This window comes from Thauera sp. GDN1, from assembly GCF_029223545.1.
GTDB lineage: Bacteria > Pseudomonadota > Gammaproteobacteria > Burkholderiales > Rhodocyclaceae > Thauera.
The window spans coordinates 725,738-751,174 of sequence record NZ_CP097870.1 but is presented as its reverse complement, the minus strand read 5'-3'; the positions used below and the strand labels follow the sequence as shown (position 1 = coordinate 751,174).

The following is a 25,437-nucleotide window of genomic DNA, read 5'->3' as shown; positions in this document are numbered from 1 at the left end:
AGAATGCGCGCCATGTTCGCCGATCCCAGTTCCCCGCAGACCGCTCCGCCCGCCGCCCGGTCCCCCGCATCCGGCGCCTTCGTCGCCCGCCGCGACGAATCGCTCGCCGACGCCGCGCACCGCGTGCTCGAGCATGTCTTCGGCTACCCCGCCTTCCGCGGCGAGCAACAGCAGATCGTCGAGCAGGTCGCCGGCGGCGGCGACGCCCTGGTGCTGATGCCGACCGGCGGCGGCAAGTCGCTGTGCTACCAGATCCCGGCGCTGCTGCGCCAGGGTACCGCGATCGTGGTGTCGCCCCTGATCGCGCTGATGCAGGACCAGGTCAGCGCGCTGGTCGAGGCCGGCGTGCAGGCGGCCTTCCTCAACTCAAGCCTGGATGCCGAGCGCGCGCGCGCGGTGGAGCGGGCGCTGTGGGATGGCGCGCTCGACCTGCTCTACGTCGCCCCCGAGCGCCTGATGACGCCGCGCTTCCTCGACCAGCTCGACCACCTGCGCGACACCGGCCGCCTGGCCCTGTTCGCGATCGACGAGGCGCACTGCGTGTCGCAGTGGGGCCACGACTTTCGCCCGGAGTACCTGCAGCTCTCCATCCTGCCTGAGCGCTACCCGGCCACCCCGCGCATCGCGCTCACCGCCACCGCCGACCGCCAGACGCGCGAGGAGATCGCCGAACGCCTGAACCTGCAGCACGCGCGCCGCTTCGTCTCCAGCTTCGACCGCCCCAACATCCGCTACACCATCGTCGACAAGAACGACGCGCGCCGCCAGCTGCTCGACTTCATCCGCGAGGAATGTCCCGGCCAGGCCGGCATCGTGTATTGCCTGTCGCGGCGCAAGGTCGAGGAAACCGCCGCCTGGCTGCAGGAGCAGGGGCTCAACGCCCTGCCCTACCACGCCGGCATGACCCAGGAGATCCGCGCCGAGCACCAGACCCGCTTCCTGCGCGAGGACGGGCTGATCATGGTGGCGACGATCGCCTTCGGCATGGGCATCGACAAGCCCGACGTGCGCTTCGTCGCGCACCTGGACCTGCCGCGCTCGATCGAGGGCTACTACCAGGAGACCGGCCGCGCCGGCCGCGACGGCCTGCCGGCGCAGGCGTGGATGGCCTGGGGCGCGCAGGACGTGGTGCAGCAGCGGCGCATGATCGACGAATCGGAGGCGAACGAGGAGTTCAAGCGCCTGGCGCGCAACCGGCTCGACGTGCTGGTCGGCCTGGTCGAGGCCACCACCTGCCGCCGCCAGCACCTGCTCGCCTATTTCGGGGAACAATCGAGCCCCTGCGGCAACTGCGACAACTGCCTCAACCCGCCGCAGACCTGGGACGCCACCGAGGCTGCGAGGAAGGCGCTGAGCTGCGTCTGGCGCACCGGCCAGCGCTACGGCGCCGGCCACCTCATCGACGTGCTGCGCGGCGAGCTCACCGAGAAGGTGATCGAGCGCGGCCACCAGGACATCACCACCTTCGGCATCGGCAGCGAGCTCGACGAGAAGCGCTGGCGCACGGTGTTCCGCCAGCTCGTCGCGCGCGAGCTGGTGGCGGTGGACCACGAGCGCTACAACGCGCTGCGCCTGACCGACGCCGCCCGCCCGCTGCTGCGCGGCGAGTCCGAGTTCCACCTGCGCCTGGAGCGCGAACGCAGCCGCGGTCGCGCCAAGCGCCGCGGCAGCGCGACGATGGACATCCCCGACGGCATCCCCACCACCTTGTTCGACCGCCTGCGCGCCTGGCGCTTCGCCACCGCCAAGGAGCGCAACGTGCCCGCCTACGTGGTGTTCCAGGACGCCACCCTGCGCGAGATCGCCATCGCCCGCCCGCACACGCTGGCCGAACTGGCCGGCATCAGCGGCGTCGGCGACCGCAAGCTGGAGGCCTACGGCGAGGCGATCCTCGAACTCGTCGCCGCGGCGGGTTGAGACGGCGAACTACGCTCAGGCGAGCGGCAGGTAGTGGTCGACCAGCAGCAGCAGGAACAGCAGCATCAGGTGGGTGATCGAGAAGCGGAAGGTGCGGATCGCGGTGTCGGCGCGCGGCGCGAACTTCAGGCGCCAGGCGTGGCGCAGGAACTGCAGGTTCAGCACCAGGCTGCCCGCCAGGTAGAGCAGCCCGCTCATGCCCACCAGCCAGGGCAGCAGGCACACCGCGAGCAGCAGCACGGTGTACAGCAGCACCAGCGTGCGGGTGAACTCGATGCCGTGGGTGACCGGCAGCATCGGCAGGCCGGCGCGGCGGTAGTCCTCGACGCGATGGATCGCCAGCGCCCAGAAGTGCGGCGGGGTCCACGTGAAGACGATCATCATCAGCAGCCAGGCCTCCGCGCCGACCGTGCCGGTCATCGCCGTCCATCCCAGCACCGGCGGCAGCGCGCCCGCCACTCCGCCGATGACGATGTTCTGGGGCGTGGCGCGCTTCAGGAACACGGTATAGACCACCGCGTAGCCGAACAGGCCGGCGAGCGTCAGCCACGCGGTCAGCGCATTGACCGCCACCAGCAGCAGGGTGAAACCGGCCGCGGCGAGCGCGCAGGCGAAGCTCACCGCCTGGGCGTTGCTCAGGCGCCCGCTGGGCAGCGGCCGCATGCGGGTGCGCGCCATGTGGGCATCGATCTTCTGGTCGAGCACGTGGTTGAAGGCCGCCGCCGCGCCCGACACCATGCCGATGCCCAGGCTCGCCACCGCCATCAGGGCGAGGTCGGGCAGCCCCGTGCTGGCGAGCATCATGCCCACCCACGCGGTCAGCACCAGCAAGGCGACCACCCGCGGCTTGGTGAGCTGCCAGAAGGCACGGCCGAGCGCGATCGCATCGGACAAGGCGCCTGCCGCCGTCGGAATCCGCTTGTAGCCGTCCATGTCCGTCTCCCTTCCAAGATTGATGCGAGTGCCACCCGTGGCCGCAACCGCCCAGGCGACGAGCCGATCCGCGCCTCAGCGTGGGAGCGGGCTTGCCCGCGAGGGCAGCGGTTGCGACACCGTCCGCTCGCGAGCTGATCCGGCCGACACATGCAGCTGCCGGAGCAGCAGCCCCAGCGTGGCGAGCAGGCAGGCCGCCGTCAGGTTGTGGGCGACCGCGTTCGCCAGCGGCACCTGGCCGACGACGTTGATGAGGCCGAGCGTCACCTGGAGCGCGAGCAGCGCGCCCACCGCGGCAGCAAGCCGGCGCGCGCGCGCACCGATCGCCTGGCGCCAGCACAGCATCACCAGGCTGGCGAGCACGCCGGTGGCGACCAGGGCGCCGATGCGGTGCAGCACATGGATGCTCATGCGCGCCTCGTAGGGCAGCACGCCGAACTCGTAGGTCTCGTGGCCGAGCGGCAGGCTGAAGGCGGCGCGCAGCGAGAACTGCTGGCTCCACCCGCTCTCGCACAAGGGCAGCTGCCAGCACACCGCCGCGGCGTAGTTGGCCGAGGTCCAGCCGCCGAGCGCGATCTGCGCCAGCAGCACGGCCAGCGCGAGCCAGGCCAGCGGCAGCAGGCGGGCGAGTCGGGGTTCGGGGAGCGCGGGCGGCGCGGCGCCCGCCGGCGCGCCGCCGAGCTCGAAGCGCAGCAGCGCGAGCAGCGCCAGCACGCCGAAGCCGCCGAACAGATGCGCCACCACCACCACCGGCATCAGGTTCATCGTCACCGTCCACATGCCGAGCGCGGCCTGGAACACCACCAGCGCCAGCAGCGCCGCGGCCAGCCCGCGCCCGCGCGGCAGGCGGCGCGAGACCGCGAAGATCGCCAGCACGCACAGCCCGAGCAGGCCGGCGAGGTAGCGGTGCACCATCTCGTTGCGCGCCTTGAAGGGGTCGACCTCGGCACCGGGGAAGCGCGCCTGCGCCATGGCGATATGGGTATCGTGCACCGGCGGCGTGAGGCGGCCGTAGCAGCCGGGCCAGTCCGGGCAGCCGAGCCCGGCGTCGGTTAGCCGGGTGTAGGCGCCGAGCGCGATCACCGCCAGCGCCAGCACCAGGGTCGCAGTCACCAGCCAGCGTGCGCGCTTCATCGCCATCTCCTCAGACGCCGCTGCGGTCGTAGTTCATCAGCCGCAGCAGGTCGCTGCGGATGTCGCCCGCCACGCGCTGCGCCTGCTGCGGGCCGGGTTCGACCGCATAGCGCAGCAGCGCCAGGCCGCGCGGGTCGACCAGCACGATGCGCCCCTGGACCGCGGCGTCGCTGACCTGCGCGGCCTGCCACTCGATGTGCGGATAGCGCGCGCGCACCGGCGGACTCTCCGCCGCCAGCACCAGCGCCTGCACCCGCGCCTGCTTGCGGCCGAGGCCGGCGTGGAGCTGCTGCAGGATCAGCAAGGCCTGTTCGCTGCGGCCCGCCGGCTCGCCCTCGGCCGCGGGTACATAGACCAGGTGCCAAGACCCACCCCCGCGCGCGGGCGCGGGCAGCAGGCGCAGCTCCTGCGTCAGCCATTCGCCGTGGTTGACCGTCGGCGCCTCGGCGAACCAGCCGAAGCGCAGGCTCGCCCACGCCGCGGCCAGCGGCACCAGCGCGCAGAGCAGGAACAGGCTGAGGAACTTACGACTGCTCATGGGCGATCTCCCCTGCTGCGGCCGGCAGCCTACGCGCACTGGCCGCGAGCGCGACGCCGATCACGGCCAGCGCGATCAGGCCCCATTGCAGCGCGTAGCCGCGATGGCGCTCGGGCGGCAGCACCACCGGCCGGTAGTGGATGTGGAAGGGCGAAGCCTGCTGCTGGTGGATCAGCCCGGGCGCCAGCGGCACGGCCAGCCAGGCCGCGAGCTGCACCGGATCGGCCTGCTGGATGCGCATCGGCCAGCGCCCGTGATCCTCGACGTTGGCGCCGAGCAGCAGGCCGGCGACCTCGGTGCGGAAGATGCCCTGCACCCGCAGCCGCGCCGGGATGGCCGCCAGCGGCAGGGTGTCGCGTCCGCCCGCGGCCGCGACCCAGCCGAGATTGACCAGCGCCGCGCGTGGCACCGCGCCGCCGCTGCCGGCGGCGCGCAGATCGGTGAGGTCTTCCACCGCGATCACCACGTCGTAGCCGGGCTGCCGGTCGACGATGCGGTTGTCCACCAGCCACACCATGGGCGCGATCCAGCGCGCCTCGAAGTCGAGCTGCACGCCGTCGACCGTCGCCGCCCCGTCGCCTCCAGCCCGCTCTTCGGCCGCGTCCGCCAGTTCCGCCAGCCGCGCCAAGCCCATCGCTCCCTCGCGCTCCCATTGCGCGATGCGCGCCAGCGTGGCGGCCTTGTCCTCGCCGCGCTGCCATTGCCACACCGACAGGCCCGCCGGCACCGCGGCGACCGCGAGCACCGCGAACACCCAGCGCCAGCGCAGCACCCAGCAATGGCCGAACGCGCTAATCTTCATCGCCATCCTTCGTCACCGTCCCACCGGAGATCTGCCAAATGACCAGTCCCTTGGCCGTCAAGCTCGTCATCGTGGTGCTGCTCGCGCTGGTCGCCATCAGCCTGTTCCAGGCCCTGTTCGTGATGTTGAAGGGCGGCGACGGCTCGACCCGGATGTCGAAGTTCCTCGGCCGGCGGCTGGCGTTCTCGGTCGCGGTGGTGGCCTTGCTGCTGGTGCTGCTCGCCACCGGGGTGATCACGCCGAACGCCCGTCCGTATTGAGTCCGCAGTGGAGTCCGCATCGCCCCGGCCTCACAGCACGTAGACGAAGATGAAGAGGTTCAGCCACACCACGTCCACGAAGTGCCAGTACCAGGCCGCGGCCTGGAAGCCGAAATGGCGTTCCGCGGTGAAGTGGTCCTTGATCACGATGCGCAGCAGCATCACCAGCAGAAGGATGGCGCCGATGGTCACGTGCAGGCCGTGAAAGCCGGTGAGCAGGTAGAAGGTGTTGCCGTAGACGCCGGAATCCAGGCGCAGGCCGAGATCCTGGTAGGCGTGCATGTATTCGTAGCCCTGCAGGAACAGGAACACCGCCCCGAGCAGCACGGTGATCGCCAGGAAGACCTTGAGCCGCATGCGCCTGCCCTGCTCGATCGCCACGTGCGCGACCTGCAGCGTCACCGAGGACGCGAGCAGGATCAGCGTGTTCACCAGCGGAATGCCCGACCACGGCATGGCCTGGGTCTCGGTGCCGCCGGGGGTCTTGAGCAGCGGCCAGGCAGCCTCGAAATCCGGCCACAGGATCTCGGCGGTCATCGCGTTGTTGCTGGCGCCGTCGAGCCAGGGCACGGACACCACGCGCGCATAGAACAGGGCGCCGAAGAAGGCGAGGAAGAACATGACCTCGGAGAAGATGAACCAGCTCATGCACTGGCGGAAGGAGCGGTCGAGCTGGGCGGAGTAGAGCCCGCGCTGGGATTCGTCGATGACCTTGCCGAACCAGCCGAAGAGCATCACCACCAGCAGCGCGACGCCGGCGGCGAACACCCACGGCCCGCTGCGTGCATCGGGCTGGTCGAGCTGGCTGATCCAGGTTGCACCGCCATAGCCGATCAGCAGCAGGGCGAGCGCACCGACGATCGGCCAGGCGCTGTCGTGCGGCACGTAGTACTTCTGGTGCGTGGTCGTGGTCATGGTGCCCCTCCCTTGCTGCGGCCCCGGGCGCGGTGCGCGCCGGGGCCGGGTGGCTTCAGCGGCTCGCAGTGTGGCCGACGCTGCGATACAGGCGGTACGAGAGCGTCAGGTTCTTGAAACGCGCCGGCAGTTCCGGATCGACGTAGAACTGCACCGGCATGGCCTTGCGCTCGCCCGGCGCCAGCGGCTGCTCCTGGAAGCAGAAGCATTCGATCTTCATGAAGTGGCGCGCGGCCTCGCCGGGCGACACGGAAGGCACCGCGGTGGTCACGATCGGCTCGCCCGTGCGGTTCTCGACCACGAAGGACACCACCTGCAGGTCGCCGGGGTTGAGCTTGATGCGCGCGGTCTCGGGCGCGAAGTCCACCGCCACCGCGGGATCGTGGGTGGCGAGGAACTCGACGCTGATCTCGCGCCCGCGGTCGATGCGATCGGGCGCCGCGGCGGCGACCTTGTCGGTCTTGCCGTTGATGCCGGTGATGTCGCAGAACACGTCGTACAGCGGCACCAGCGCGAAGCCGAAGGCGAACATCGCGACACAGGCCAGCAGCAACTTGTTGATCAGGCTCCGGTGCACCGACATCTCGCGCCCTCCCCCTGTCGCCGGCTCACTTGACGACCGGCGGGGTGTCGAAGGTGTGGTAGGGCGCGGGCGAGGGCACTTCCCACTCCAGCCCCTGCGCGCCTTCCCACACCCGGTCGGTAGCCTTGTCGCCGATGCCGCGCATGCAGCGCACCACGCCCCACAGGAACAGCAGCTGCGACAGGCCGAACAGGAAACCGCCGATGCTCATCAGCGCGTTGAGATCGGCGAACTGCAGCGCGTAGTCGGGAATGCGCCGCGGCATGCCGGCCAGGCCGACGAAGTGCATCGGGAAGAACAGCATGTTCACCGAGATCAGCGAGCACCAGAAATGCACCTGGGCGAGGCGCTCGTTGTACATCACGCCGGTCCACTTCGGGATCCAGTAGTACACCGCGGCGATGATGCCGAACACCGCGCCGGTCACCAGCACGTAGTGGAAGTGGGCGACGACGAAGTAGGTGTCCTGGTACTGGAAGTCGGCCGGGATGATCGCCAGCATCAGGCCGGAGAAGCCGCCGATCGTAAACAGCACGATGAAGGCGAGCGAGAACATCATCGGCACCTCGAAGCTCATCGAGCCGCGCCACATCGTCGCCACCCAGTTGAACACTTTCACCCCGGTGGGCACGGCGATCAGCATGGTGGCGTACATGAAGAACAGCTCGGCGACCACCGGCATGCCGGTGGTGAACATGTGGTGGCCCCAGACGATGAAGGACAGGAAGGCGATGCTGGCGGTGGCCACCACCATCGACTCGTAGCCGAACAGCGGCTTGCGCGCGAAGGTGGGGATGATGCTGGAGACGATGCCGAAGGCCGGGAGGATCATGATGTACACCTCCGGATGGCCGAAGAACCAGAAGATGTGCTGGAACATCACCGGATCGCCGCCGCCCGCGGCATCGAAGAAGCTGGTGCCGAAATACTTGTCGGCGAGCACCATGGTGACCACGCCGGCCAGCACCGGCATCACCGCGATCAGCAGGAAGGCGGTGATCAGCCAGGTCCACACGAACAGCGGCAGCTTCATCCAGGTCATGCCGGGCGCGCGCATGTTCCAGATGGTGACGATGACGTTGATCGCGCCCATGATCGAGGACACCCCCATCAGGTGCACCGCGAGCACGAAGAAGGCGGTGGAGTCGCCGCTGTACTTGGTCGACAGCGGCGCGTAGAAGGTCCACCCTGCCGCCGGCGCGCCGCCTTCCATGAACAGCGTGGACAGCAGGATCGCGAACGCGCAGGGCAGGATCCAGAAGCTCCAGTTGTTGATCCGCGGCAGCGCCATGTCGGGCGCGCCGATCATCAGCGGGATCATCCAGTTGGCCAGGCCGACGAAGGCCGGCATCACCGCGCCGAACACCATCACCAGGCCGTGCACCGTGGTCATCTGGTTGAAGAAGTGCGGATCGACGAACTGCAGGCCGGGCTGGAAGAGCTCGGCGCGGATCACCATCGCCAGGCTGCCGCCGATGAACAGCATGGTCAGCGAGAACAGCAGGTAGAGCGTGCCGATGTCCTTGTGGTTGGTGCTGAACAGCCAGCGCGCGAGGCCGCGCGGCTTGTGCTCGTGGTCGAGATGCCCGTGTGCGTCCAGGGTGCCGGTGATCTGGGTGCTCATGGCTCACTCCCCCTTCTCGATCGCGGCCACGATGTCGGCCGGCTGCACCATGTCGCCCTTGGCATTGCCCCAGGCGTTGCGCTCGTAGGTGATCACCGCGGCGAGCTCCTTGACGCCCAGCTGCTTGCCGAAGGCCTGCATCGCGGTGCCGGCCTTGCCGAACAGCACGATGTGGATGTGGCCGGCCGGGTCGCCGGTCGCGATCGCGCTGCCCTTGAGCGCCGGGAACACTCCGGCCAGGCCTTCGCCGCTGGCCTGGTGGCAGGCCACGCAGGCGCTGTCGTAGACCTTCTGCCCGAGCGCCATCAGCTCGTCCATCGCCATCGGCCCGGCGGTCGCGGCCTCGGCCTTCGCCTGCTCGGCCTGCGCCACCTGCTGGGACGCCCAGGCCTCGAACTCCTCCGGCGTCTTCACATCCACGGCCACCGGCATGAAGCCGTGATCGCGGCCGCACAGTTCGGCGCACTTGCCGTAGTACAGGCCGGGCTTGTCGATGCGCGCCCAGGTCTCGTTGATGAAGCCGGGCACCGCGTCCTTCTTGATCGCGAAGTCGGGCATCCACCACGAGTGGATCACGTCGTCGGCGGTGAGCAGGAAGCGCACCTTCCGGCCGGTGGGCAGCACCAGCGGCTTGTCGACCGCCATCAGGTAGTCGGGCGACTTCTCCGCCTCGTTGGCGATCTGCGCGCGCGGGGTGGCGAGCACCGAATAGAACTCGATCGGGTAGTCGAGGTACTTGTAGTGCCACTTCCACTGCGAGCCGGTGACCAGCACGGTGAGTTCGGAGGCGGAGGTGTCCTCCATCGCGATCAGCGTGCGCGTGGCCGGCACCGCCATCGCCACCAGGATCAGCACCGGGATCGCGGTCCACAGCATCTCGATCTTCATGCTGCCGTGGAATTGCGCCGGGACCACGCCCCTGGACTTGCGGTGATGCACGATCGACCAGAACATCAGGCCGAACACGATCGCGGCGATGACGACGCAGATGTAGAAGATCGTCATGTGCAGGTCGAAGACCTGCTGACTGAGCTCGGTGGCGCCGCGCGTCATGTTGAAGCGCGTTTCCTGCGCGCCCGCCGGGAAACTGGCCGCGAGCAGTGTCGCCGTGGCCAGGGGGTGATTCGGATACGTCCTCGCCTGCCTCAACCCGGATGAACGGTGTCTCACTGCCGACCCCCTCTTATCGTTATGGGTGTGATGCCGCCGGAAAAGCGCGAATGAAGGTCTTGTAGCTCCCTGTGGGTAGGTCCGGAACGAAGCGGGCGCGGCGCCATGGCACCGCCCGCCGTCCGCTACCTCGACTGCGACGGCCATGACGGCCGGGACTTTAGATTCAATATAAACACTGAAACCGGAAAGGCAAGGAAGGATGCGAACGAACGCGCAAGCCATTCGCATTCGCGCGCCCGGTGCGGCGCCCCGCCGCGGAACCCGCGGGGCGCCGCATCAGCCTCGTCGCCGGCGCATGCTCAACGCTTGAAGCGCTCCTCGGCGATCGCATCGGCCACCTCGCCGGTCGGGCGCTCTTCCTTGCGCGCGCGCTCGAAGACTTCCATCAGGTTGTCGTGGATGCCCTCGATGTGCTCGAGCAGCGCGCGGCGGTCGAAGCCGATGCGCTCGTGATAGACGTCGATGATGCCGCCGGCGTTGATGACGTAGTCGGGCGCGTAGAGGATTCCGCGCTTCATCAGCTCGACGCCGTGGCGGGCCTCGGCGAGCTGGTTGTTGGCGGCGCCGGCAACGATCTTCGCCTTCAGCTGCGGGATGGTGGCGTCGTTGAGGATGGCGCCGAGCGCGCACGGGGCGAACACATCGACCTCGAGGCCGAAGATCTCCTCCGGCGCGACCACGGTGGCGCCCAGCTCGCGGCCGGCCTGCACCAACGGCTCGCGGTGGATGTCGGTGACCCACAGTTGGGCGCCCGCGTCCTTGAGCTGGCGGGCGAGGTCGAAGCCGACGTTGCCCACGCCCTGCACCGCGACGCGCAGCCCGTCGAGCGAATCGCGGCCGAGTCGCTCCTTGACCGCGGCCTTGATGCCGATGAAGCTGCCGTAGGCGGTGGCGGGCGACGGGTCGCCGCTGCGCGTGCCCTCGTCCGAGGGCTTGTCGTGGATGCCGGCGACATGGCGGGTCAGCTGTGCCATGTACTTCATGTCGGCGACGCTGGTGCCGGAGTCCTCCGCCGCGATGTAGCGGCCGTTCAGCTGCTCGAGCGCACGCGCGAAGGCGGCGAGCAGTTCCGGTGTCTTGTGCGTGCGCGGGTTGCCGATGATCACCGACTTGCCGCCGCCGAGCTTGAGCTTGGCCATCGCCGACTTGTAGGTCATGCCGCGCGACAGGCGCAGCACGTCGCGCACCGCCTCCTCCTCGCTGGCGTAGGGCCACATGCGGCAGCCGCCGAGCGCAGGACCGAGGTTTGAATTGTGGACGGCGATGATCGCCTTCAGTCCGCTCTTGTCGTCGCTGACGAAGACCACCTGCTCGTGGTCGGCGAAGTCGCTCAGGGAAAATACGGCCATGCTGTGTCTCCTTCCTTGTAGGAACGTGGGTGTGAGCCGTCCCGCCGGCAGCGCTCGTGGCGGCGCCGGTCGGGCGGCGGATGGTGAAGCCGATGTTTCGGACTCGGTCTGCTGTGGGCCGGGAGGCGTGGTGCCGACCCGGCCGCCTTTTTCGCGGCTTCCGCCGCTCCCACCGGGAACCATCGGTGCCCGGCCAGCCGCCGCCCGCGAGCCCCCGGAGGGCAGACGGCGCTGTGGGAGCGGCGGGAGCCGCGATCTACAGGGCGTCAGCCCGGGATGATCGCAATGGTCTTGCGCGCCCGGGTCGTCGCCGGCGCGCTCGGCGCGCGGCGATGGCGGAAGTCCTCGAGCACCGCGGCCTGGCGCTGGCGGGCGCTGGCGAGGTAGCGCTCGCGGACGTGGCCGTAACCGCGGATCTGGTCGGGGATGGACGCCAGTTCGATCGCGGCCTCGTGGTTGCTGTGGTCGAGGTTCACGATGATCTCCTCGACGACGCGCTCGTAGTCGGCGATCAGCTCGCGGTCGAGCCTGCGGTCGTGGCTGCGCGCGAAGGGGTCGAGCATCGAGCCGCGCAGGTGGCGGAACTTCGCCAGCGTGCGCATCGCCTTCAGCATCCACGGGCCGTAGGCCTTCTTCTTCAGCGCGCCGGTCTGCGGGTCCTTGTCGGCCAGGGTCGGCGGGGCGAGGTGGAAGACGAGCTTGTAGTCGCCCTCGAACTGCTCCTCGACGCGCTCGAGGAAGTCGGTCGCGGTGTACAGGCGCGCGACCTCGTACTCGTCCTTGTAGGCGAGCAGCTTGTGGTAGCCGCGCGCGACCGCCTCGGTGAGGAGCGTGATGCCCGGCGCGAGCTTCGTCTCCGCGGCACGCACGCGCTCGACCAGCCTGGCGTAGCGCTCGGCGTAGGCGGCGTTCTGGTAGTCGGTGAGCTGAGCCTTGCGGCGGCCGATCACCTCGTCGACGCTGGTCGACAGCGTGTGATGTTCCGGCGTGCCGAACTGCGGCTTGGCCGCCTCGATCACCGCCTTCAGATCCACCGCGGCGCGCCGGCCCCACAGGAAGGCGGCCTTGTTGGCCTCGACCGCGGCGCCGTTGATCTCGATCGCGCGCTCGATCGCCTGCCGCGACAGCGGTACCAGGCCGCGCTGCCAGGCGTAGCCGAGCATGAACAGGTTGGTGGCGATCGAGTCGCCGAGCAGGTCGGTGGCGATGCGGGTGGCGTCGAGGAACTCGGCCTTGTCCGCGCCGACCGCGTCGATGATCTGCACCTCCATGGCGGCCGCCGGGAACTGCGGGTCCGGGTGGGCGCCCACGTTGCCGCTGCGCGCCTGGGCGGCGAAGCCGCGCACGAACTCGCTGGTGTTGGTCTGGTCGCGGTTGATGACGACGCGGGTCAGGCCGCGCTGCATCTTGGCGAGCGACTCGTCGCTGGCGGCCACCACCAGATCGCAGCCGATCACCGCGTTGGCCTCGCCGGCGGCGACGCGCGCGGCGTGGAGCTGGTCCTGGCGGTCGGCGATGCGCACGTGCGACCACACCGCACCGCCCTTCTGCGCCAGGCCGGCCATGTCGAGCACCGAGATACCCTTGCCTTCCAGATGCGCGGCCATGCCCAGCAGGGCGCCGATGGTCACCACGCCGGTGCCGCCGACACCCGTGATCAGGATGCCCCAGGGCGCGGCGGTGGAGGGCAGCTGCGGTTCCGGCAGCTCGCCCGCAAGACGGTCGAGCGCGCTCGCGCCGCTGGCCTTACCCTTCCTGAGCTTGCCGCCCTCGATGGTGACGAAGCTCGGGCAGAAGCCCTTCACGCAGGAGTAGTCCTTGTTGCACGAGCTCTGGTCGATGAAGCGCTTGCGCCCGAACTCGGTCTCGACCGCACCCACCGACATGCAGTTGGACTTGTCGCTGCAGTCGCCGCAGCCCTCGCACACATGGTCGTTGATGAGCACGCGCTTGGCCGGATCGGGGAACTTGCCGCGCTTGCGGCGGCGACGCTTCTCGGCGGCGCAGGTCTGGTCGTAGATGATCGCGGTCACCGCCGGCACGGTGCGCAGCTCGCGCTGCACCGCGTCGAGCTCGTCGCGATGACGGATGGCGATGCCGTGCGGCAGATCGGCCGGGCCATAGGCGCGCGGCGTGCCGTCATTGACCACCACCACCGTGCCCACGCCCTCGGCCAGCAGCTGGCGGGCGATGATCGGCACCGACAGCGTGCCGTCGTGCGGCTGGCCGCCGGTCATCGCCACCGCATCGTTGTAGAGGATCTTGTAGGTGATGCTCACCTTCGCCGCCACCGCGGCGCGGATGGCGAGGATGCCCGAGTGCATGTAGGTGCCGTCGCCGAGGTTGGCGAACACGTGCGGGGTGTCGGTGAACGGCGCCTGGCCGATCCAGGGCACGCCTTCCCCGCCCATCTGGCAGAAGGTCTGGGTATGCTCGGGCGACAGCCAGGTCGCCATGTAGTGGCAGCCGATGCCGGCGATCGCACGCGAGCCTTCCGGCACCTTGGTCGAGGTGTTGTGCGGGCAGCCCGAGCAGTAGTGCGGCACGCGCGCGATCGACAGGCGCGGCCTGGCGAGCGCGGCCTCCTTGGCCTCGATGAAGGCGAGCCGCGCCTTGATGCGGTCGGAGGTATAGAAGCGCGCGATGCGACCGGCGATGGCGCGGGCGATCATCGCCGGGGTCAGCTCACCGGCGGCGGGGAGCAACCATTCGCTGTGCGGCAGGGCCCACTCCCCCTTCTCGTCGAACTTGCCGATGACGCGCGGGCGCACCTCGTCCTTCCAGTTGTAGAGCCCTTCCTTCAATTGATATTCGAGGAACTGGCGCTTTTCCTCGATGACCAGGATTTCGTCCAGGCCTTCGGCGAACTTGCGCACGCCTTCGGCTTCCAGCGGCCACACCATGCCGACCTTGTACAGGCGCAGGCCGATGGCCGAGGCGGTGGCCTCGTCGATGCCGAGGTCGTCGAGCGCCTGGCGCACGTCGAGGTAGCTCTTGCCGCTGGTGATGATGCCCAGCTTCGCGTTCGGGCTGTCGATGACCGTGCGGTTGAGCTGGTTGAGCCGGCAGTAGGCGAGCGCGGCGTAGAGCTTGTGGTGCAGCAGGCGCTTTTCCTGCACCAGCGGGGGATCGGGCCAGCGCAGGTTGAGGCCGTCCTCGGGCAGCGGAAAGTCCGCGGCGCTCGGGATCAGGGTCTGCACCTTGAACGGATCGATCTCCACCGACGAGGACGTCTCCACCGTGTCGGTGAGCGCCTTGAACGCCACCCAGCAGCCCGAGTAGCGCGACAGCGCGAAACCGTGCAGGCCGTATTCCAGATACTCCTGGATGCCGGCCGGGGCGAGCACCGGCATCATCAGGGCCTTGAACACGTGCTCGGTCTGGTGCGGCAGCGTCGAGGACTTGGCGGCGTGGTCGTCGCCGGCGATCACCAGTACGCCGCCATGCTTCGAGGTGCCGGCGGCGTTGGCGTGGCGGAACACGTCGCCGCTGCGATCGACGCCCGGGCCCTTGCCGTACCAGATCGAGAACACGCCGTCGTACTTCGCGTTCGGATCCAGGTTGAGCTGCTGCGTGCCCCATACCGAGGTCGCGGCGAGGTCCTCGTTGAGGCCGGCCTGGAAGCGGATCTGCATCGGCTCGAGGTACTTCTTCGCCTTCCAGAACTCCTGGTCGACGTTGCCGAGCGGCGAGCCGCGGTAGCCGGTGACGAAGCCGGCGGTGTTGAGCCCGGCGGCTTCGTCGCGCATCTTCTGCATCATCGGCAGGCGCACCAGTGCCTGGATGCCGGTCATCCAGGCGCGGCCGGCCTTGAGGGCGTATTTGTCGTCGAGGCTGGCGGATTTCAGGGTGTTCGACATGGTGTTGTGAACCGCCTCCCGTCCGGCATGCGGCGCGCGGTTGGCGCGGGCAGCCGGCGGAACGGCATGGTCTCCTCTGCGTGTGGGTCGGCACGCTGCACGTCGGACGCGGACGGCAGCGACTACGGGATGCAATGCTAGGCAGCCGCGCAGAAAAGATTTTTCGCAATCGCCCGCTGCAGCGCCCTTATAAGAAATATTTTTTCGCACATCAGGTTTTACGATCCGAGCCGTCCAAGCCGCCGAATCCGACGGCCGACATCACAACAGGGACGAGCGCGGCCCGCCAGCACCGGAAAACAAGCACCTGCAAGCTTGGGCCCCTGCCGGCGAAGGTTTAGAATCCGCCGCCTTTGCCCGCCGCGCCACAAGCGCCAAAAAACTCGAGGAGACACACATGACCTTCACCGCCGCCCTTCGCGACCGGACGCCCATGAGGCCCGGTCGCTGTGCCCGCATCCCGCGCCGGGAGAATTGCTGACATGGCCAAGACGCAAGCGCACAGCCAGTGGTCGTCGCGGATGGGCTTCGTGCTCGCCGCCACCGGGTCCGCGGTCGGCCTCGGCAACATCTGGAAGTTTCCCTACATGGTGGGCCAGAGCGGCGGCGCCGCCTTCGTGCTCGTCTACCTGGCGTGCATCGCCCTGATCGGCGTGCCCATCCTGGTCTCGGAATGGATGATCGGCCGCCGCGGCCAGAAGAACCCGATCAACACCATGGCCCAGGTCGCGCGCCAGAACGGCCACAGCGCCAACTGGGCGGTGGTCGGCGCGGTCGGCGTGCTCGCCGCCTTCCTGATCCTGTCCTTCTACTCGGTGATCGGCGGCTGGGCGCTGGCCTACATGCGTGATGCCGCCAGCGGTGCCTTCAGCGGCCTGGACAAGGCCGCGATCGGCAGCGCCTTCGAAGGCTTCCTGGCGCAGCCCGGCGAGCTGCTGACCTGGCACTCGATCTTCATGCTGCTGACCGTGGTCGTGGTCGCCCTCGGCGTGTCCGCCGGCCTCGAACGTGGCACCAAGCTGATGATGCCGGCGCTCGGCCTGATCCTGATCGTGCTGGTCGGCTACGCGATGACCACCGGCAGCTTCGGCGAGGGTCTGGCCTACCTGTTCAACCCGGACTGGAGCAAGCTCGACGGCAAGGTGCTGCTCGCCGCGCTCGGCCACGCCTTCTTCACGCTGTCGCTGGGCATGGGGATCATGCTCGCCTACGGTTCCTACCTCGGCGAGGACGTCGACCTGCTGCGCGCCGCCCGCACCGTGGTGATCATGGACACCACCTTCGCGCTGTGCGCCGGCATGGCGATCTTCCCGATCGTGTTCGCCAACGGCCTCGACCCCGCAGCCGGCCCCGGCCTGGTGTTCGTGACCCTGCCGATCGCCTTCGGCAGCATGAGCGGCGGCCTGGTGATCGGCGCGCTGTTCTTCCTGCTGCTGACCTTCGCCGCGCTGACCTCGTCGATCTCGCTGCTCGAACCGGTGGTGGAGCTGCTAGAGGAGCGCACGCCGCTCAATCGCGTGGGGGCCACCGTCGTCGCCGGCGGCACCATCTGGGCGCTGGGCATCGCCGCCCTGCTGTCCTTCAACGTGTGGAGCGAGGTCAAGCTGTTCGGCATGAACGTCTTCGACCTGCTCGACTACGCCACCAGCAAGTTCATGCTGCCGCTCGCCGGCCTGGGTGCGATCGTGTTCGCGGCCTGGAAGCTCGACCAGCAGGGGGTGAAGGCCGAACTCGGCCTCGGCAAGTTCGGCTTCAGCTTGTGGACGCTGCTGTCGCGCTACGTCGCGCCGGTGGGCGTGCTGTTCGTGTTCTGGAGCAACCTGTAAGAGGCGCGGCAGCACCTGCTGACGCCACGAGCCGCCCTGCCCGCCTCACAGCGGCAGGGCGGTTTCGTTCTTGATCTCGCGCAGCGCCACCGCCGAGTGGGTGACGTCGATCTCGGGAATCTTGAGCAGGAAATTGTGCATGAAGACCGACAGCGCCTCGAGGTTCGGCAGGTAGAGCTTGAGCAGGCAGTCGGTATCGCCGAGCAGCTCGTAGCACTCGACGACCTCCTGGCAGGCCTTCACCACCTTTTCGAAGCGCTCGAGCACGTCGCTGCTGTGCTGCTTGAGCTTCACCCTGACCCACACGCAGGTGCCCAGCCCCACCTTTTGGCGGTCGACGAGCGCGACGTAGCCACGGATCACCCCCGCCTCCTCCATGTCGCGCACGCGCCGCCAGCACGGCGTGGGCGACATGCCGACCTTGTCGGCGAGCGCCTGGGTGCTGAGCGTGGAGTCCTTCTGAAGCAGCGTCAGGATGTGGCGCTGCGCCGGGTCGAGTTTCATGTGTGGCGGCCTTGTGCGGCGATCGATGGGTCGGAGCGGGCGCTTGGGGAATCAACGCTGCCGCGCAGGCCCTGCTGCGGCAGCTTTCCGGCGGGAGCGGGCACGCCCGCTCCCGCACGAGGACTTACAGCACCTTGAGCAGCTCGACCTCGAACACCAGGGTGGCGTTGGGCGGGATCACGCCGCCGGCGCCGCGTGCGCCGTAGCCGAGCTGGGGCGGGATCGTGAGCTTGCGCTTGCCGCCTTCCTGCATGCCCTGCACGCCTTCGTCCCAGCCGCGGATCACGTGGCCGGCGCCGAGCGGGAAGGCAAAGGGGTCGTTGCGGTCCTTGCTCGAGTCGAACTTGCGCCCGTCGGTGAGCCAGCCGGTGTAATGCACCGACACCATGCGGCCCGCGACCGCGGTGTCGCCGGTGCCGACCTCGAGGTCCTCGATGACGAGGCCGCTGGCGGTGGTGGTCTGGGTCATGCGTCTCTCCTGGCTTGATTGAAAGCCGGCATTCTACCCCCTGCTCCCCGGCATGCGCCGCACGCCGAAGCGGCCGCGGAACTTGGCGATCTTGGGCGCGACCACATACTGGCAGTAGGGCTGGTCGCTGTTGTTGACGTAGTAGTCGTGATGCTCCGCCTCCGCCGGCCAGAAGGTCGGCGCGCGCTCGACGCGGGTGACGATCGCGCTCGGGAACACGCGCTGCTCGCCCATCTCCTCGATCAGGCCGAGCGCGGTGTGGAGCTGGGCGTCCCTGGTGACGAAGATCACCGAGCGGTACTGCGGCCCGACGTCGTTGCCCTGGCGGTCGACGGTGGTCGGGTCGTGGATGGTGAAGAAGATCTCCAGCAGTTCGCGGTAGCCGACCTTCGCCGGATCGAAGACGACCTTCACCACCTCGGCATGGCCGGTACCGCCGGTGCACACCTGGCGGTAGCTCGGGTCCTCGACGTGACCGCCGCAGTAGCCGGGAACCACTTCCTCGACGCCGTCGACCAGGTCGAACACCGCCTCCAGGCACCAGAAGCAGCCACCGCCGAGGATGGCGGTCTCGAATACGGGATCGGTCTTCTTTTCGCTCATGTCATGACTCCATGGGGTGTTCGTACGTTCACGCAGGCAGACCATCCGGCGCGCAATTCATTCCCGGGCGGCGTCCCGCGAGGCGAAGTTCGCGGCAACAGCGGCGGCGGGCGCTCAACGGAAGGAGAATCCGTAGTGCACATCGAGCGCGGTGTCGGTGCCGCCGCGGGCGATCACCGACATCCGGCGCGAGATCTGGTAGGTCAGCTTGACCAGGGTGGCGGCGCCGCCCAGGCTCTGCTCGAAGGACAGGAACAGGTCGGGGCCGAGGCGCTTGCCCAGGGACAGCACCTGGGTCGACACCGTCGGCCCGCCGGCGACGGTCGAGCCGCTGCCGAGCACGCGGCTGCTGGCCGCGCGGCTGGTGCTGTTGAGCTCGCCCTGGCCGAAGGAGAAGGAATCGAAGCCCAGGCTGCGCGACAGCTCCTCGGTCATGCCGCCGCCCGGGCCGCCGAGCAGCCCGGCCGCGGCCGGCAGCAGCAACCCGAGGTCGGCGCCGGAGCCGGCATCGGGCGCGCGTCCGAGCACGATCCACGACAGCTTGGCCGGATCGGGCACGTTGGGCTCCGACACCAGGCGGATCTGCGGGCGCTTGGCGCTACCGGTGACCGCCACCCCCGCCTCCACCTCCAGCCCCTTGCGCAGCGCGACGATGTTGAGGCCGGGCGCATCGAGCGCGCCCTGGAAGTTCACCACGCCGCGCTCGATCACCAGGTTCTGGCCGTAGCCGCGGTAGCTGCCGCCCACCGTGGACACGCTGCCCACCGCCGACAGCGGCCGCCCCGGCAACAGGCGCAGGCGCAGCTCGCCGGCGAGGCGGGTTTCCAGCCCCATCGCCGACAGGTACAGGGCATCGCCCAGGCCGACGCGGACGTCGGCATCGACCGCGAAGCCGCCGCCGTCCGCCGCCGGCTCGTCGCGGCCGAGCACGACGACGTCGTCCGACAGGCTGGGCGGCAGGGACTCGGCGAATTCGATGTAACCGGCATCGGCGCGGAATTCGGCGTCGAGCTCGAGCGCGGTCCAGGTGCTGCGCGCCGTGCCCTGGCCGGACAGCAGCATCCAGCGGTCGTCGCGCTGCAGCAACGGCAGGCGGTCGGCGTCGAAGCGGAAATCGCCGTTGCCGGTGGCGAGCAGGATCTCGCCGCGCGCGGTGAAGCGGCCCGGCGTCGCGGTCAGGCGCGCGAAGGGGATGCGGTTCTCGCGCGGACGCACGCGGTTGTCGGACACGAACTCCAGGCGCTCGAGGCGCACGCGGTCGCTGTCGAAGTCGAGGTCGAGCTCGCCGCCGGCCAGGATCAGGCCCTGGTCGATCAGCGTGAAGCCGAGCTCGCGGCCCTCGATGCGGCCGCTGGCGCGCGGCGCGGCCACCGTGCCGCCGACCGTGAAGCTGCCGGCGATGCGGCCCGCGGTCTCGATGTTCTCGCGTGCCAGGCGGCCGAGCCAGGTGATCGAGGGCATGTCGAGCCGCGCCGAACCGCTGATCGCGGTCTCCGGCGGCACGCTCCACAGGCCGTCCGCGCTGCGGCGGGCGCGCAGGCCGGCTTCGCCCTGCACGCTGCCGAGCTCATTGCCGCGCACGTCGACGGCGAGCTCGATGCGGTCGCCGCGCCCGGTGAGCACCGCCTCAAGTTTTTCCAGGCCGAGCCGGGTACGGAGTTCGCCCTCCACGCTGAGATCGCCCGATTCGCGGAACACCCGCGCCTCGCCCTCCAGCGTGCGACCGACGCTCAGGTCCCAGCGCGCGCCGAGCGTGAGCGGATCGGCGTTGCGCCGCGGACGACCGTCGCGCCGCTTGGGCTCGAGGTCGAGCACCAGTCCGGTCATGTCGCCGCGCGCCACGCTCTGCGCCGGCGACCAGGCGGTTTCGCGCAGGCGGATGCGGCCCTTGTCGCCGGCATTGATCTCGGCCGCGCCCAGGCGGACGCGGTCGGCGGCGAGCTCGAGCGCCGCCGGCGCAAGCAGGCGGGCGGCGAAGCGGCCGGCGCTCTCGAGCGCGGCGAGCTGACCGCTCCAGCGCGGGACATCGCCTTCACCCAGGCCCCCCTGGAGCACGAGCCGCAGGGTGTCGGCCACGCCCGCCTGCCCCGGCGTGACGGCGCTGAGTTCGAGCTGGTGGCGCGCGCGCGTGCCCTCGGCGCTCGCCTGCGCACTGGCGAGCCACTCCGGCAAGGCCTTGCCGTCCGCGCCGCGTCCGCTGGGGCCGAGCCCAGAGAGCCCGAGCGCGAGCGCGAACGGGCCGTCCATGCCGGCGTCGAGCCGCGCGCTGCCGTTGATGCCGGCGAGGCGGACCTCGCCCGGCAGGCGCAGGCCTTCACCGAAGAACTGGAGCTGGCCGTTCGGCGCCTCCAGCGTGCCGCCCAGGCGGCCCTCGGCCCCGGCACGGCCGGCGAGACCGAATCCGATCGCCGACAGCGCCGGCGCATCGAGGCGCAGGGCGAGGCTGTCGGCGGCGGCGCCGAGCGCCCCGCGGGCGTCGAGCGTGTTGCCGGCGAGGCGCAGCGCGAGGCGGACCTCGGGCAGGCGCCGGCCGTCGAGCCGCAGGCGACCTTCGCCGCCGAGCGGCAGGCCTTCGAGCCGGCTGTCGGGCATGCTGAAGTCGAGGGTGGCGCGCCGAGGCAGCCCTGCGGGCGGCAGTTCGGCCTCGGCCTTGAGGTCGAGGTTCAGGCGTGCGGACGGTGCGGACGGCGCCAGCGCGCGCGGATCGACCGCGCGCAGGCGGGCATCGAGGCTGAGGCGGCGCAGCGGTCCGGCGGCGGGCGGGGTGGCGGCCACGTCAGGAACCGCTTCCACCGCCGCCTCCGCATCGATGCGCGCACTGCCGACGTCGAGCCCGATGCGTGCGTGCTGGCGCAGCGCGTCGGCCTCGGCGTCGATGCGTCCGGCGACGAGCTGGCGCGGCAGGCGGGCGTCGAGCTGGCGGGTGTCGATGGCGCTCAGCTCGAGCGCGGCGAGAACCTGGCCGAAACCGATGTCGGTCGCGGCCTTCGCCGGCCCCGGCCCGCCTTCCGGCGCGGCGCTTTCGGCCGTCGGCGCTCCAGCGTCGGCACGCGCGAGGATATCGTCGGCCCCGCCAGCCGCAGCCGCGTCCGCCGGCTCCGCCTGCGGTGGGCGCCAGGCGACGCGGCCGGCGATGCGGCCCTCGCCCGCCAGCCGGATGTCGAGGTCATCGAGGGCGATCTCGCCGCTGCGCCAGTCGAGCACGCCGGCCAGGCTGTGCAGCGGAATGCCGTTGGTGTCGGCCGCGGCAGGCGCGGCGTTGATCAGACGGATCGGGCCGGCGAGCAGGCCTTCGCGGTCGGTCGGGGCGGCCAGCTCGGCCTCGAGCGTCAGCGCCGCGCGCGGTGCGCCGTCGACAAAGGCGGCAGGATCGAAGGTCCCGGCCTCGAGGTCCAGCCGGCGCAGGGGATTGGGTTCGAACGCCGCGGCCTGCGCCTCCACCCGGGCCTGCAGGTCTCCGGAGCGGGCCTCGGCCTGCAGCCGCGGCTCGAGCAGGGTGTTGCCGAGCTTCAGCTGCAGCGCCAGCGGATGGGCGTCGACGACACCGTCGAAGCCGCCCTCGCCCTCGAGCGCGAACGGCGACCTGCCCTCCAGGGCCAGCGCCAGCTTCGCCTTGCCCTGTGGCAGATCCACGGTGAGCGCGCGCAACGCGTGGCGGCGGCCGTCGCTGTCGAGCGCGGCCTCCAGCTTGGTGAAGATCAGCCCCTGCTCGGCGGCCACCTCGGTCACCGCCTCGGCGGCGATCGCGGGATCGGTGACCGCGTCCTCCGCGCGCTGCACCGCATCGGCGGCAGCGGCCACCGCGTCCGCAGCCTCCTCGGCCTCGCCCGCCGCGGGCAGGTCGCGCATGACGAAGGCGCCGACCGCGAGACGCGCGATGTCGACCGCGATCGGCAGTTCGAGGGAGGCCGGCGCAGCCGGCGGCGCCGCGTCGGGCTCGTCTTCGGCCACCGTCTGCGCCAGCACCACGCGCGCCAGCGTGAGCTGGTCGATGCGCAGCCGGCCCTCCAGCAGCAGCGCCGGCTGCCAGGCCAGCGACAGCGCATCGAGATCCACATGGAGATCGGGCGTGCGGTAGGCGATCCGGTCGATGTCTACACCACCGAGCACACGCCCGCGCGCGCCCTCGACCTGCAGCGCGCCGGCGCTCGCGCGCTGGGCGAGCGCCACGGCGGCGTCGAGCCCGGATTGGGTCCCGAGCAGCCAGGCCCCGCCGCCGACGAGCACCGCGACCGGCAGCGCGAGACCCCATCCCAGCCGGCGCAGCCAGCGCCGCGGCCGCGGCGCCTCGCGCGGCAGGGCGGGACGGGGCGCAGGCACGGGGCCGGCGTCGGGGCGGCGCTCACTCATCGCGATCGCTCATCGAGGCCCGTCGGCACACTCGCCATTCCTCGCCGCGGCGGCCGGTCTCAGGCGCCGAACAGCGCCCGCAGTTCCGCACCCGGATCGGACGCGCGCATGAAGGCCTCGCCGACCAGGAAGGTGTGCACCTCGTGGCTGCGCATCAGGGCGACGTCCTGCGGCTGCAGGATGCCGGACTCGGTGACCACGATGCGCCCGCCCGGGCCGGCGACGATGCGCGGCAGGAGCTCGAGCGTGGTCTGCAGCGAGACCTCGAAGGTGCGCAGGTTGCGGTTGTTGATGCCGATCAGCGGCGTCTGCAGCTGCAGCGCGCGGTCGAGCTCGGCGCCGTCATGGACCTCGACCAGCACCGCCATGCCGAGCGCGATCGCGAGCTGCTCCATGTCGCGCATCTGCGCCAGGTCCAGGCAGGCGGCGATCAGCAGGATGGCGTCGGCGCCCATCGCGCGTGCCTCGAACACCTGGTAGGGATCGACCAGGAAGTCCTTGCGCAGCACCGGCAGGTGGCAGGCTGCGCGTGCCGCCTGCAGGTACTCGGGCGCGCCCTGGAAGAACTCCCGGTCGGTCAGCACCGACAGGCAGGCGGCGCCGGCGCGCTCGTAGGACACGGCGATCTCGGCGGGGTGGAAGTCGGCGCGGATCACGCCCTTGGACGGACTCGCCTTCTTGATCTCGGCGATCACCGCGGACCGGCCCGCCACGTGCTTGGCGCGGATCGCGCCGACGAAATCGCGCGCCGGCGGCTGCGCCTCGGCCTCGGCGCGCACCGCGCACTGCGGACGCGCGGCGCGGGCGGCGGCGACCTCCTCCACCTTGACCGCACAGATCTTGTTCAGGATGTCGCTCATCGGCCGCTCCGGAATTGCTGGGTGAAGCGCACGAACTCGTCGAGCTTCGCGCGCGCGGCGCCGCTGGCGATGATCTCGCGCGCGCGCATGATGCCGGCGCCGATGGTGTCGACCAGGTTGGCGGTGTACAGCGCCACGCCGGCGTTGAAGATCACGATCTCGCGTGCCGGGCCGGGCTGGTTGTCGAGCACGCCGAGCAGCACCGCGCGCGACTCGGCCGCATCCTCGACGCGCAGGTTGCGGCTGCCCGCCATGGCGAGACCGAAGTCCTCGGGATGGATCTCGTATTCGACGACCTTGTTGTCCTTGAGTTCGCCCACCAGGGTGCCGCCGCCGAGGCTGACCTCGTCCATGCCGTCCAGACCGTGCACCACCAGCACGTGGTTGGCGCCGAGGCGCTGCATCACGCGCGCCTGGATGCCGACCAGGTCGGGGTGGAACACGCCCATCAGGGTGTTGGGGGCGCCCGCCGGGTTGGTGAGCGGGCCGAGGATGTTGAAGATCGTGCGCACGCCCATCTCGCGCCGCACCGGGGCGACGTTCTTCATCGCGCTGTGGTGCGCCGGAGCGTACATGAAGCCGATGCCGGTGGCCTCGATGCACTCGGCGACCTGCTGCGGCGTCAGGTCCAGATTGACGCCGAGCGCCTCGATGACGTCGGCCGCCCCCGACTTCGACGACACGCCGCGCCCGCCGTGCTTGGCCACGCGCGCGCCGGCCGCCGCGGCGACGAAGATCGTCGTGGTGGAGATGTTGAAGGTGTTGGCGCCGTCGCCGCCGGTGCCGACCACGTCGAGGAAGTGGTCGTGCGGCGGCTGCACGACGACCTTGGTCGACATCTCGCGCATCACGGTGGCGGCGGCGGTGATCTCGCCGATGGTCTCCTTCTTGACGCGCAGGCCGGTGAGGATGGCGGCGGTCATCACCGGCGAGATCTCGCCGGCCATGATCTGGCGCATCAGCGACAGCATCTCGTCGAAGAAGATCTCGCGGTGCTCGATCGTGCGTTGGAGGGCTTGCTGGGCGGTAATCATGGTCATGAGACTCTCGCAGCGTTCGTTTCAGGCGGCCGCAGGCGCGGCGGCGCGACGGTCGAGGAAGTTCTTCAGCAGCGCGTGGCCGCATTCGGTGAGGATGGACTCGGGGTGGAACTGCACGCCCTCGACGTCCAGCGTACGGTGGCGCACGCCCATGATCTCGCCGTCGTCGGTCCACGCCGTCACTTCCAGACAGTCGGGCAGGCTGGAACGTTCGATCGCCAGCGAGTGGTAGCGCGTGCAGGTGAGCGGATTGGGCAGGCCGCGGAACACGCCCGCATCGATGTGATGCACCGGCGAGGTCTTGCCGTGCATCAGCTTCTGCGCATGCACGATGCGCCCGCCGAAGGCGGCGCCGATGCTCTGGTGACCGAGGCAGACGCCGAGGATGGGCAGCTTGCCGGCGAAGGCCTTGATCGCCGGCACCGAGATGCCGGCCTCGGCGGGCGAGCACGGACCGGGCGAGATGACGAGGTGCTCGGGCGCGAGGCGCTCGATCTGCTCGAGGGTGATCTCGTCGTTGCGATACACCTTGACCTTGGCGCCGAGCTCGCCGAAGTACTGCACGAGGTTGTAGGTGAAGCTGTCGTAGTTGTCGATCATCAGCAGCATGGTCATTCCCTTCGCGAAGCCTGGCGGGATGGGGCCGGCTTCGCCTGCAAGTACGTGGGGGCGGGACGGGGTGGGATTGCGCCGGGGC

20 protein-coding genes are annotated in these 25,437 nt (G+C 70.1%); 3 read left to right on the top strand and 17 right to left on the bottom strand.

What is annotated here, in order from left to right:
• Positions 1–12 precede the first annotated feature (12 nt).
• Complete coding sequence (gene recQ, locus CKCBHOJB_RS03360; RefSeq protein WP_281050623.1) at positions 13–1,917, top strand: DNA helicase RecQ; 1,905 nt, start codon at positions 13–15, stop codon at positions 1,915–1,917.
• Between the two features lie 15 nt (positions 1,918–1,932).
• Here recQ and cyoE read toward each other — a convergent pair whose 3' ends face one another.
• The 4 genes from cyoE to CKCBHOJB_RS03340 form a co-directional block, all read right to left on the bottom strand.
• A complete protein-coding gene (gene cyoE / locus CKCBHOJB_RS03355; protein ID WP_281050622.1) occupies positions 1,933–2,850 on the bottom strand; it encodes a heme o synthase in 918 nt (305 codons plus the stop codon).
• 75 nt (positions 2,851–2,925) lie between these two features.
• A complete protein-coding gene (locus CKCBHOJB_RS03350) occupies positions 2,926–3,984 on the bottom strand; it encodes a COX15/CtaA family protein (protein ID WP_281050621.1) in 1,059 nt (352 codons plus the stop codon).
• Positions 3,985–3,994: 10 nt separating this feature from the next.
• Positions 3,995–4,522 carry a hypothetical protein gene (locus tag CKCBHOJB_RS03345; RefSeq protein WP_281050620.1) on the bottom strand — a complete coding sequence of 176 codons (528 nt, stop codon included), beginning with the start codon at positions 4,520–4,522 and terminating at the stop codon, positions 3,995–3,997.
• Entirely contained in the window at positions 4,509–5,330 is an 822-nt protein-coding gene (locus tag CKCBHOJB_RS03340) for an SURF1 family protein (RefSeq protein WP_281050619.1), read from the bottom strand. The genes CKCBHOJB_RS03345 and CKCBHOJB_RS03340 overlap by 14 nt, the downstream gene beginning before the upstream one ends.
• A gap of 32 nt (positions 5,331–5,362) precedes the next feature.
• On the opposite strand from CKCBHOJB_RS03340, the gene CKCBHOJB_RS03335 reads away from it, so the two are divergent.
• Positions 5,363–5,584 (top strand): DUF2909 domain-containing protein, encoded by a 222-nt coding sequence (locus tag CKCBHOJB_RS03335; RefSeq protein WP_281050618.1) that lies wholly within the window; start codon positions 5,363–5,365, stop codon positions 5,582–5,584.
• 30 nt (positions 5,585–5,614) lie between these two features.
• Here CKCBHOJB_RS03335 and CKCBHOJB_RS03330 read toward each other — a convergent pair whose 3' ends face one another.
• From CKCBHOJB_RS03330 to CKCBHOJB_RS03305, 6 genes are all read right to left on the bottom strand, one after another.
• Positions 5,615–6,499 carry a cytochrome c oxidase subunit 3 gene (locus CKCBHOJB_RS03330; protein ID WP_281050617.1) on the bottom strand — a complete coding sequence of 295 codons (885 nt, stop codon included), beginning with the start codon at positions 6,497–6,499 and terminating at the stop codon, positions 5,615–5,617.
• A 55-nt stretch (positions 6,500–6,554) separates the two neighbouring features.
• Positions 6,555–7,082: a cytochrome c oxidase assembly protein gene (locus CKCBHOJB_RS03325; protein WP_281050616.1), complete on the bottom strand. Its 528-nt coding sequence runs from the start codon at positions 7,080–7,082 to the stop codon at positions 6,555–6,557.
• Between the two features lie 25 nt (positions 7,083–7,107).
• On the bottom strand, positions 7,108–8,706 hold the full coding sequence (gene ctaD / locus CKCBHOJB_RS03320; protein ID WP_281050615.1) for a cytochrome c oxidase subunit I: 1,599 nt from the start codon (positions 8,704–8,706) through the stop codon (positions 7,108–7,110).
• Between the two features lie 3 nt (positions 8,707–8,709).
• On the bottom strand, positions 8,710–9,759 hold the full coding sequence (gene coxB / locus CKCBHOJB_RS03315) for a cytochrome c oxidase subunit II (RefSeq protein WP_281050614.1): 1,050 nt from the start codon (positions 9,757–9,759) through the stop codon (positions 8,710–8,712).
• Between the two features lie 419 nt (positions 9,760–10,178).
• Positions 10,179–11,228: a Glu/Leu/Phe/Val dehydrogenase dimerization domain-containing protein gene (locus CKCBHOJB_RS03310; RefSeq protein ID WP_281050613.1), complete on the bottom strand. Its 1,050-nt coding sequence runs from the start codon at positions 11,226–11,228 to the stop codon at positions 10,179–10,181.
• A 266-nt stretch (positions 11,229–11,494) separates the two neighbouring features.
• Complete coding sequence (locus CKCBHOJB_RS03305) at positions 11,495–15,088, bottom strand: indolepyruvate ferredoxin oxidoreductase family protein (RefSeq protein ID WP_281050612.1); 3,594 nt, start codon at positions 15,086–15,088, stop codon at positions 11,495–11,497.
• Positions 15,089–15,570: 482 nt separating this feature from the next.
• Between CKCBHOJB_RS03305 and CKCBHOJB_RS03300 the strand changes: the two genes are divergently transcribed.
• A complete protein-coding gene (locus tag CKCBHOJB_RS03300) occupies positions 15,571–16,914 on the top strand; it encodes a sodium-dependent transporter (RefSeq protein ID WP_281050610.1) in 1,344 nt (447 codons plus the stop codon).
• Positions 16,915–16,959: 45 nt separating this feature from the next.
• Here CKCBHOJB_RS03300 and CKCBHOJB_RS03295 read toward each other — a convergent pair whose 3' ends face one another.
• The 7 genes from CKCBHOJB_RS03295 to CKCBHOJB_RS03265 all read right to left on the bottom strand — a co-directional run bounded on the left by CKCBHOJB_RS03295 (position 16,960) and on the right by CKCBHOJB_RS03265 (position 25,349).
• The gene (locus CKCBHOJB_RS03295; RefSeq protein ID WP_281050609.1) at positions 16,960–17,418 is read right to left on the bottom strand and encodes an Lrp/AsnC family transcriptional regulator; all 459 of its coding nucleotides are present in this window, start codon (positions 17,416–17,418) and stop codon (positions 16,960–16,962) included.
• Positions 17,419–17,542: 124 nt separating this feature from the next.
• On the bottom strand, positions 17,543–17,887 hold the full coding sequence (locus CKCBHOJB_RS03290; RefSeq protein ID WP_281050608.1) for an FKBP-type peptidyl-prolyl cis-trans isomerase: 345 nt from the start codon (positions 17,885–17,887) through the stop codon (positions 17,543–17,545).
• A gap of 33 nt (positions 17,888–17,920) precedes the next feature.
• A complete protein-coding gene (gene msrA, locus CKCBHOJB_RS03285) occupies positions 17,921–18,490 on the bottom strand; it encodes a peptide-methionine (S)-S-oxide reductase MsrA (protein WP_281050607.1) in 570 nt (189 codons plus the stop codon).
• 114 nt (positions 18,491–18,604) lie between these two features.
• Positions 18,605–22,840: a translocation/assembly module TamB domain-containing protein gene (locus CKCBHOJB_RS03280; RefSeq protein WP_281050606.1), complete on the bottom strand. Its 4,236-nt coding sequence runs from the start codon at positions 22,838–22,840 to the stop codon at positions 18,605–18,607.
• A gap of 59 nt (positions 22,841–22,899) precedes the next feature.
• Positions 22,900–23,700, bottom strand: a complete 801-nt coding sequence (trpC, locus tag CKCBHOJB_RS03275) for an indole-3-glycerol phosphate synthase TrpC (RefSeq protein WP_281050605.1) — start codon at positions 23,698–23,700, stop codon at positions 22,900–22,902.
• Complete coding sequence (trpD, locus tag CKCBHOJB_RS03270; protein ID WP_281050604.1) at positions 23,697–24,740, bottom strand: anthranilate phosphoribosyltransferase; 1,044 nt, start codon at positions 24,738–24,740, stop codon at positions 23,697–23,699. The genes trpC and trpD overlap by 4 nt, the downstream gene beginning before the upstream one ends.
• Before the next feature lie 21 nt (positions 24,741–24,761).
• Positions 24,762–25,349: an aminodeoxychorismate/anthranilate synthase component II gene (locus CKCBHOJB_RS03265; RefSeq protein WP_281050603.1), complete on the bottom strand. Its 588-nt coding sequence runs from the start codon at positions 25,347–25,349 to the stop codon at positions 24,762–24,764.
• Between the last annotated feature and the right edge of the window lie 88 nt (positions 25,350–25,437).

Coding starts and splice junctions, on each gene's coding strand:
- CKCBHOJB_RS03345 (WP_281050620.1), bottom strand. CDS start 4,522: ATGAGCAGTCGTAAGTTCCTCAGCCTGTTCCTGCTCTGCGCGCTGGTG.
- trpC (WP_281050605.1), bottom strand. CDS start 23,700: ATGAGCGACATCCTGAACAAGATCTGTGCGGTCAAGGTGGAGGAGGTC.
- CKCBHOJB_RS03265 (WP_281050603.1), bottom strand. CDS start 25,349: ATGCTGCTGATGATCGACAACTACGACAGCTTCACCTACAACCTCGTG.
- CKCBHOJB_RS03290 (WP_281050608.1), bottom strand. CDS start 17,887: ATGACCCAGACCACCACCGCCAGCGGCCTCGTCATCGAGGACCTCGAG.
- recQ (WP_281050623.1), top strand. CDS start 13: ATGTTCGCCGATCCCAGTTCCCCGCAGACCGCTCCGCCCGCCGCCCGG.
- CKCBHOJB_RS03340 (WP_281050619.1), bottom strand. CDS start 5,330: ATGGCGATGAAGATTAGCGCGTTCGGCCATTGCTGGGTGCTGCGCTGG.
- CKCBHOJB_RS03335 (WP_281050618.1), top strand. CDS start 5,363: ATGACCAGTCCCTTGGCCGTCAAGCTCGTCATCGTGGTGCTGCTCGCG.
- trpD (WP_281050604.1), bottom strand. CDS start 24,740: ATGACCATGATTACCGCCCAGCAAGCCCTCCAACGCACGATCGAGCAC.
- CKCBHOJB_RS03305 (WP_281050612.1), bottom strand. CDS start 15,088: ATGTCGAACACCCTGAAATCCGCCAGCCTCGACGACAAATACGCCCTC.
- cyoE (WP_281050622.1), bottom strand. CDS start 2,850: ATGGACGGCTACAAGCGGATTCCGACGGCGGCAGGCGCCTTGTCCGAT.
- CKCBHOJB_RS03310 (WP_281050613.1), bottom strand. CDS start 11,228: ATGGCCGTATTTTCCCTGAGCGACTTCGCCGACCACGAGCAGGTGGTC.
- ctaD (WP_281050615.1), bottom strand. CDS start 8,706: ATGAGCACCCAGATCACCGGCACCCTGGACGCACACGGGCATCTCGAC.
- CKCBHOJB_RS03295 (WP_281050609.1), bottom strand. CDS start 17,418: ATGAAACTCGACCCGGCGCAGCGCCACATCCTGACGCTGCTTCAGAAG.
- CKCBHOJB_RS03350 (WP_281050621.1), bottom strand. CDS start 3,984: ATGAAGCGCGCACGCTGGCTGGTGACTGCGACCCTGGTGCTGGCGCTG.
- CKCBHOJB_RS03300 (WP_281050610.1), top strand. CDS start 15,571: ATGGCCAAGACGCAAGCGCACAGCCAGTGGTCGTCGCGGATGGGCTTC.
- CKCBHOJB_RS03280 (WP_281050606.1), bottom strand. CDS start 22,840: ATGAGTGAGCGCCGCCCCGACGCCGGCCCCGTGCCTGCGCCCCGTCCC.
- CKCBHOJB_RS03330 (WP_281050617.1), bottom strand. CDS start 6,499: ATGACCACGACCACGCACCAGAAGTACTACGTGCCGCACGACAGCGCC.
- msrA (WP_281050607.1), bottom strand. CDS start 18,490: ATGAGCGAAAAGAAGACCGATCCCGTATTCGAGACCGCCATCCTCGGC.
- coxB (WP_281050614.1), bottom strand. CDS start 9,759: ATGACGCGCGGCGCCACCGAGCTCAGTCAGCAGGTCTTCGACCTGCAC.
- CKCBHOJB_RS03325 (WP_281050616.1), bottom strand. CDS start 7,082: ATGTCGGTGCACCGGAGCCTGATCAACAAGTTGCTGCTGGCCTGTGTC.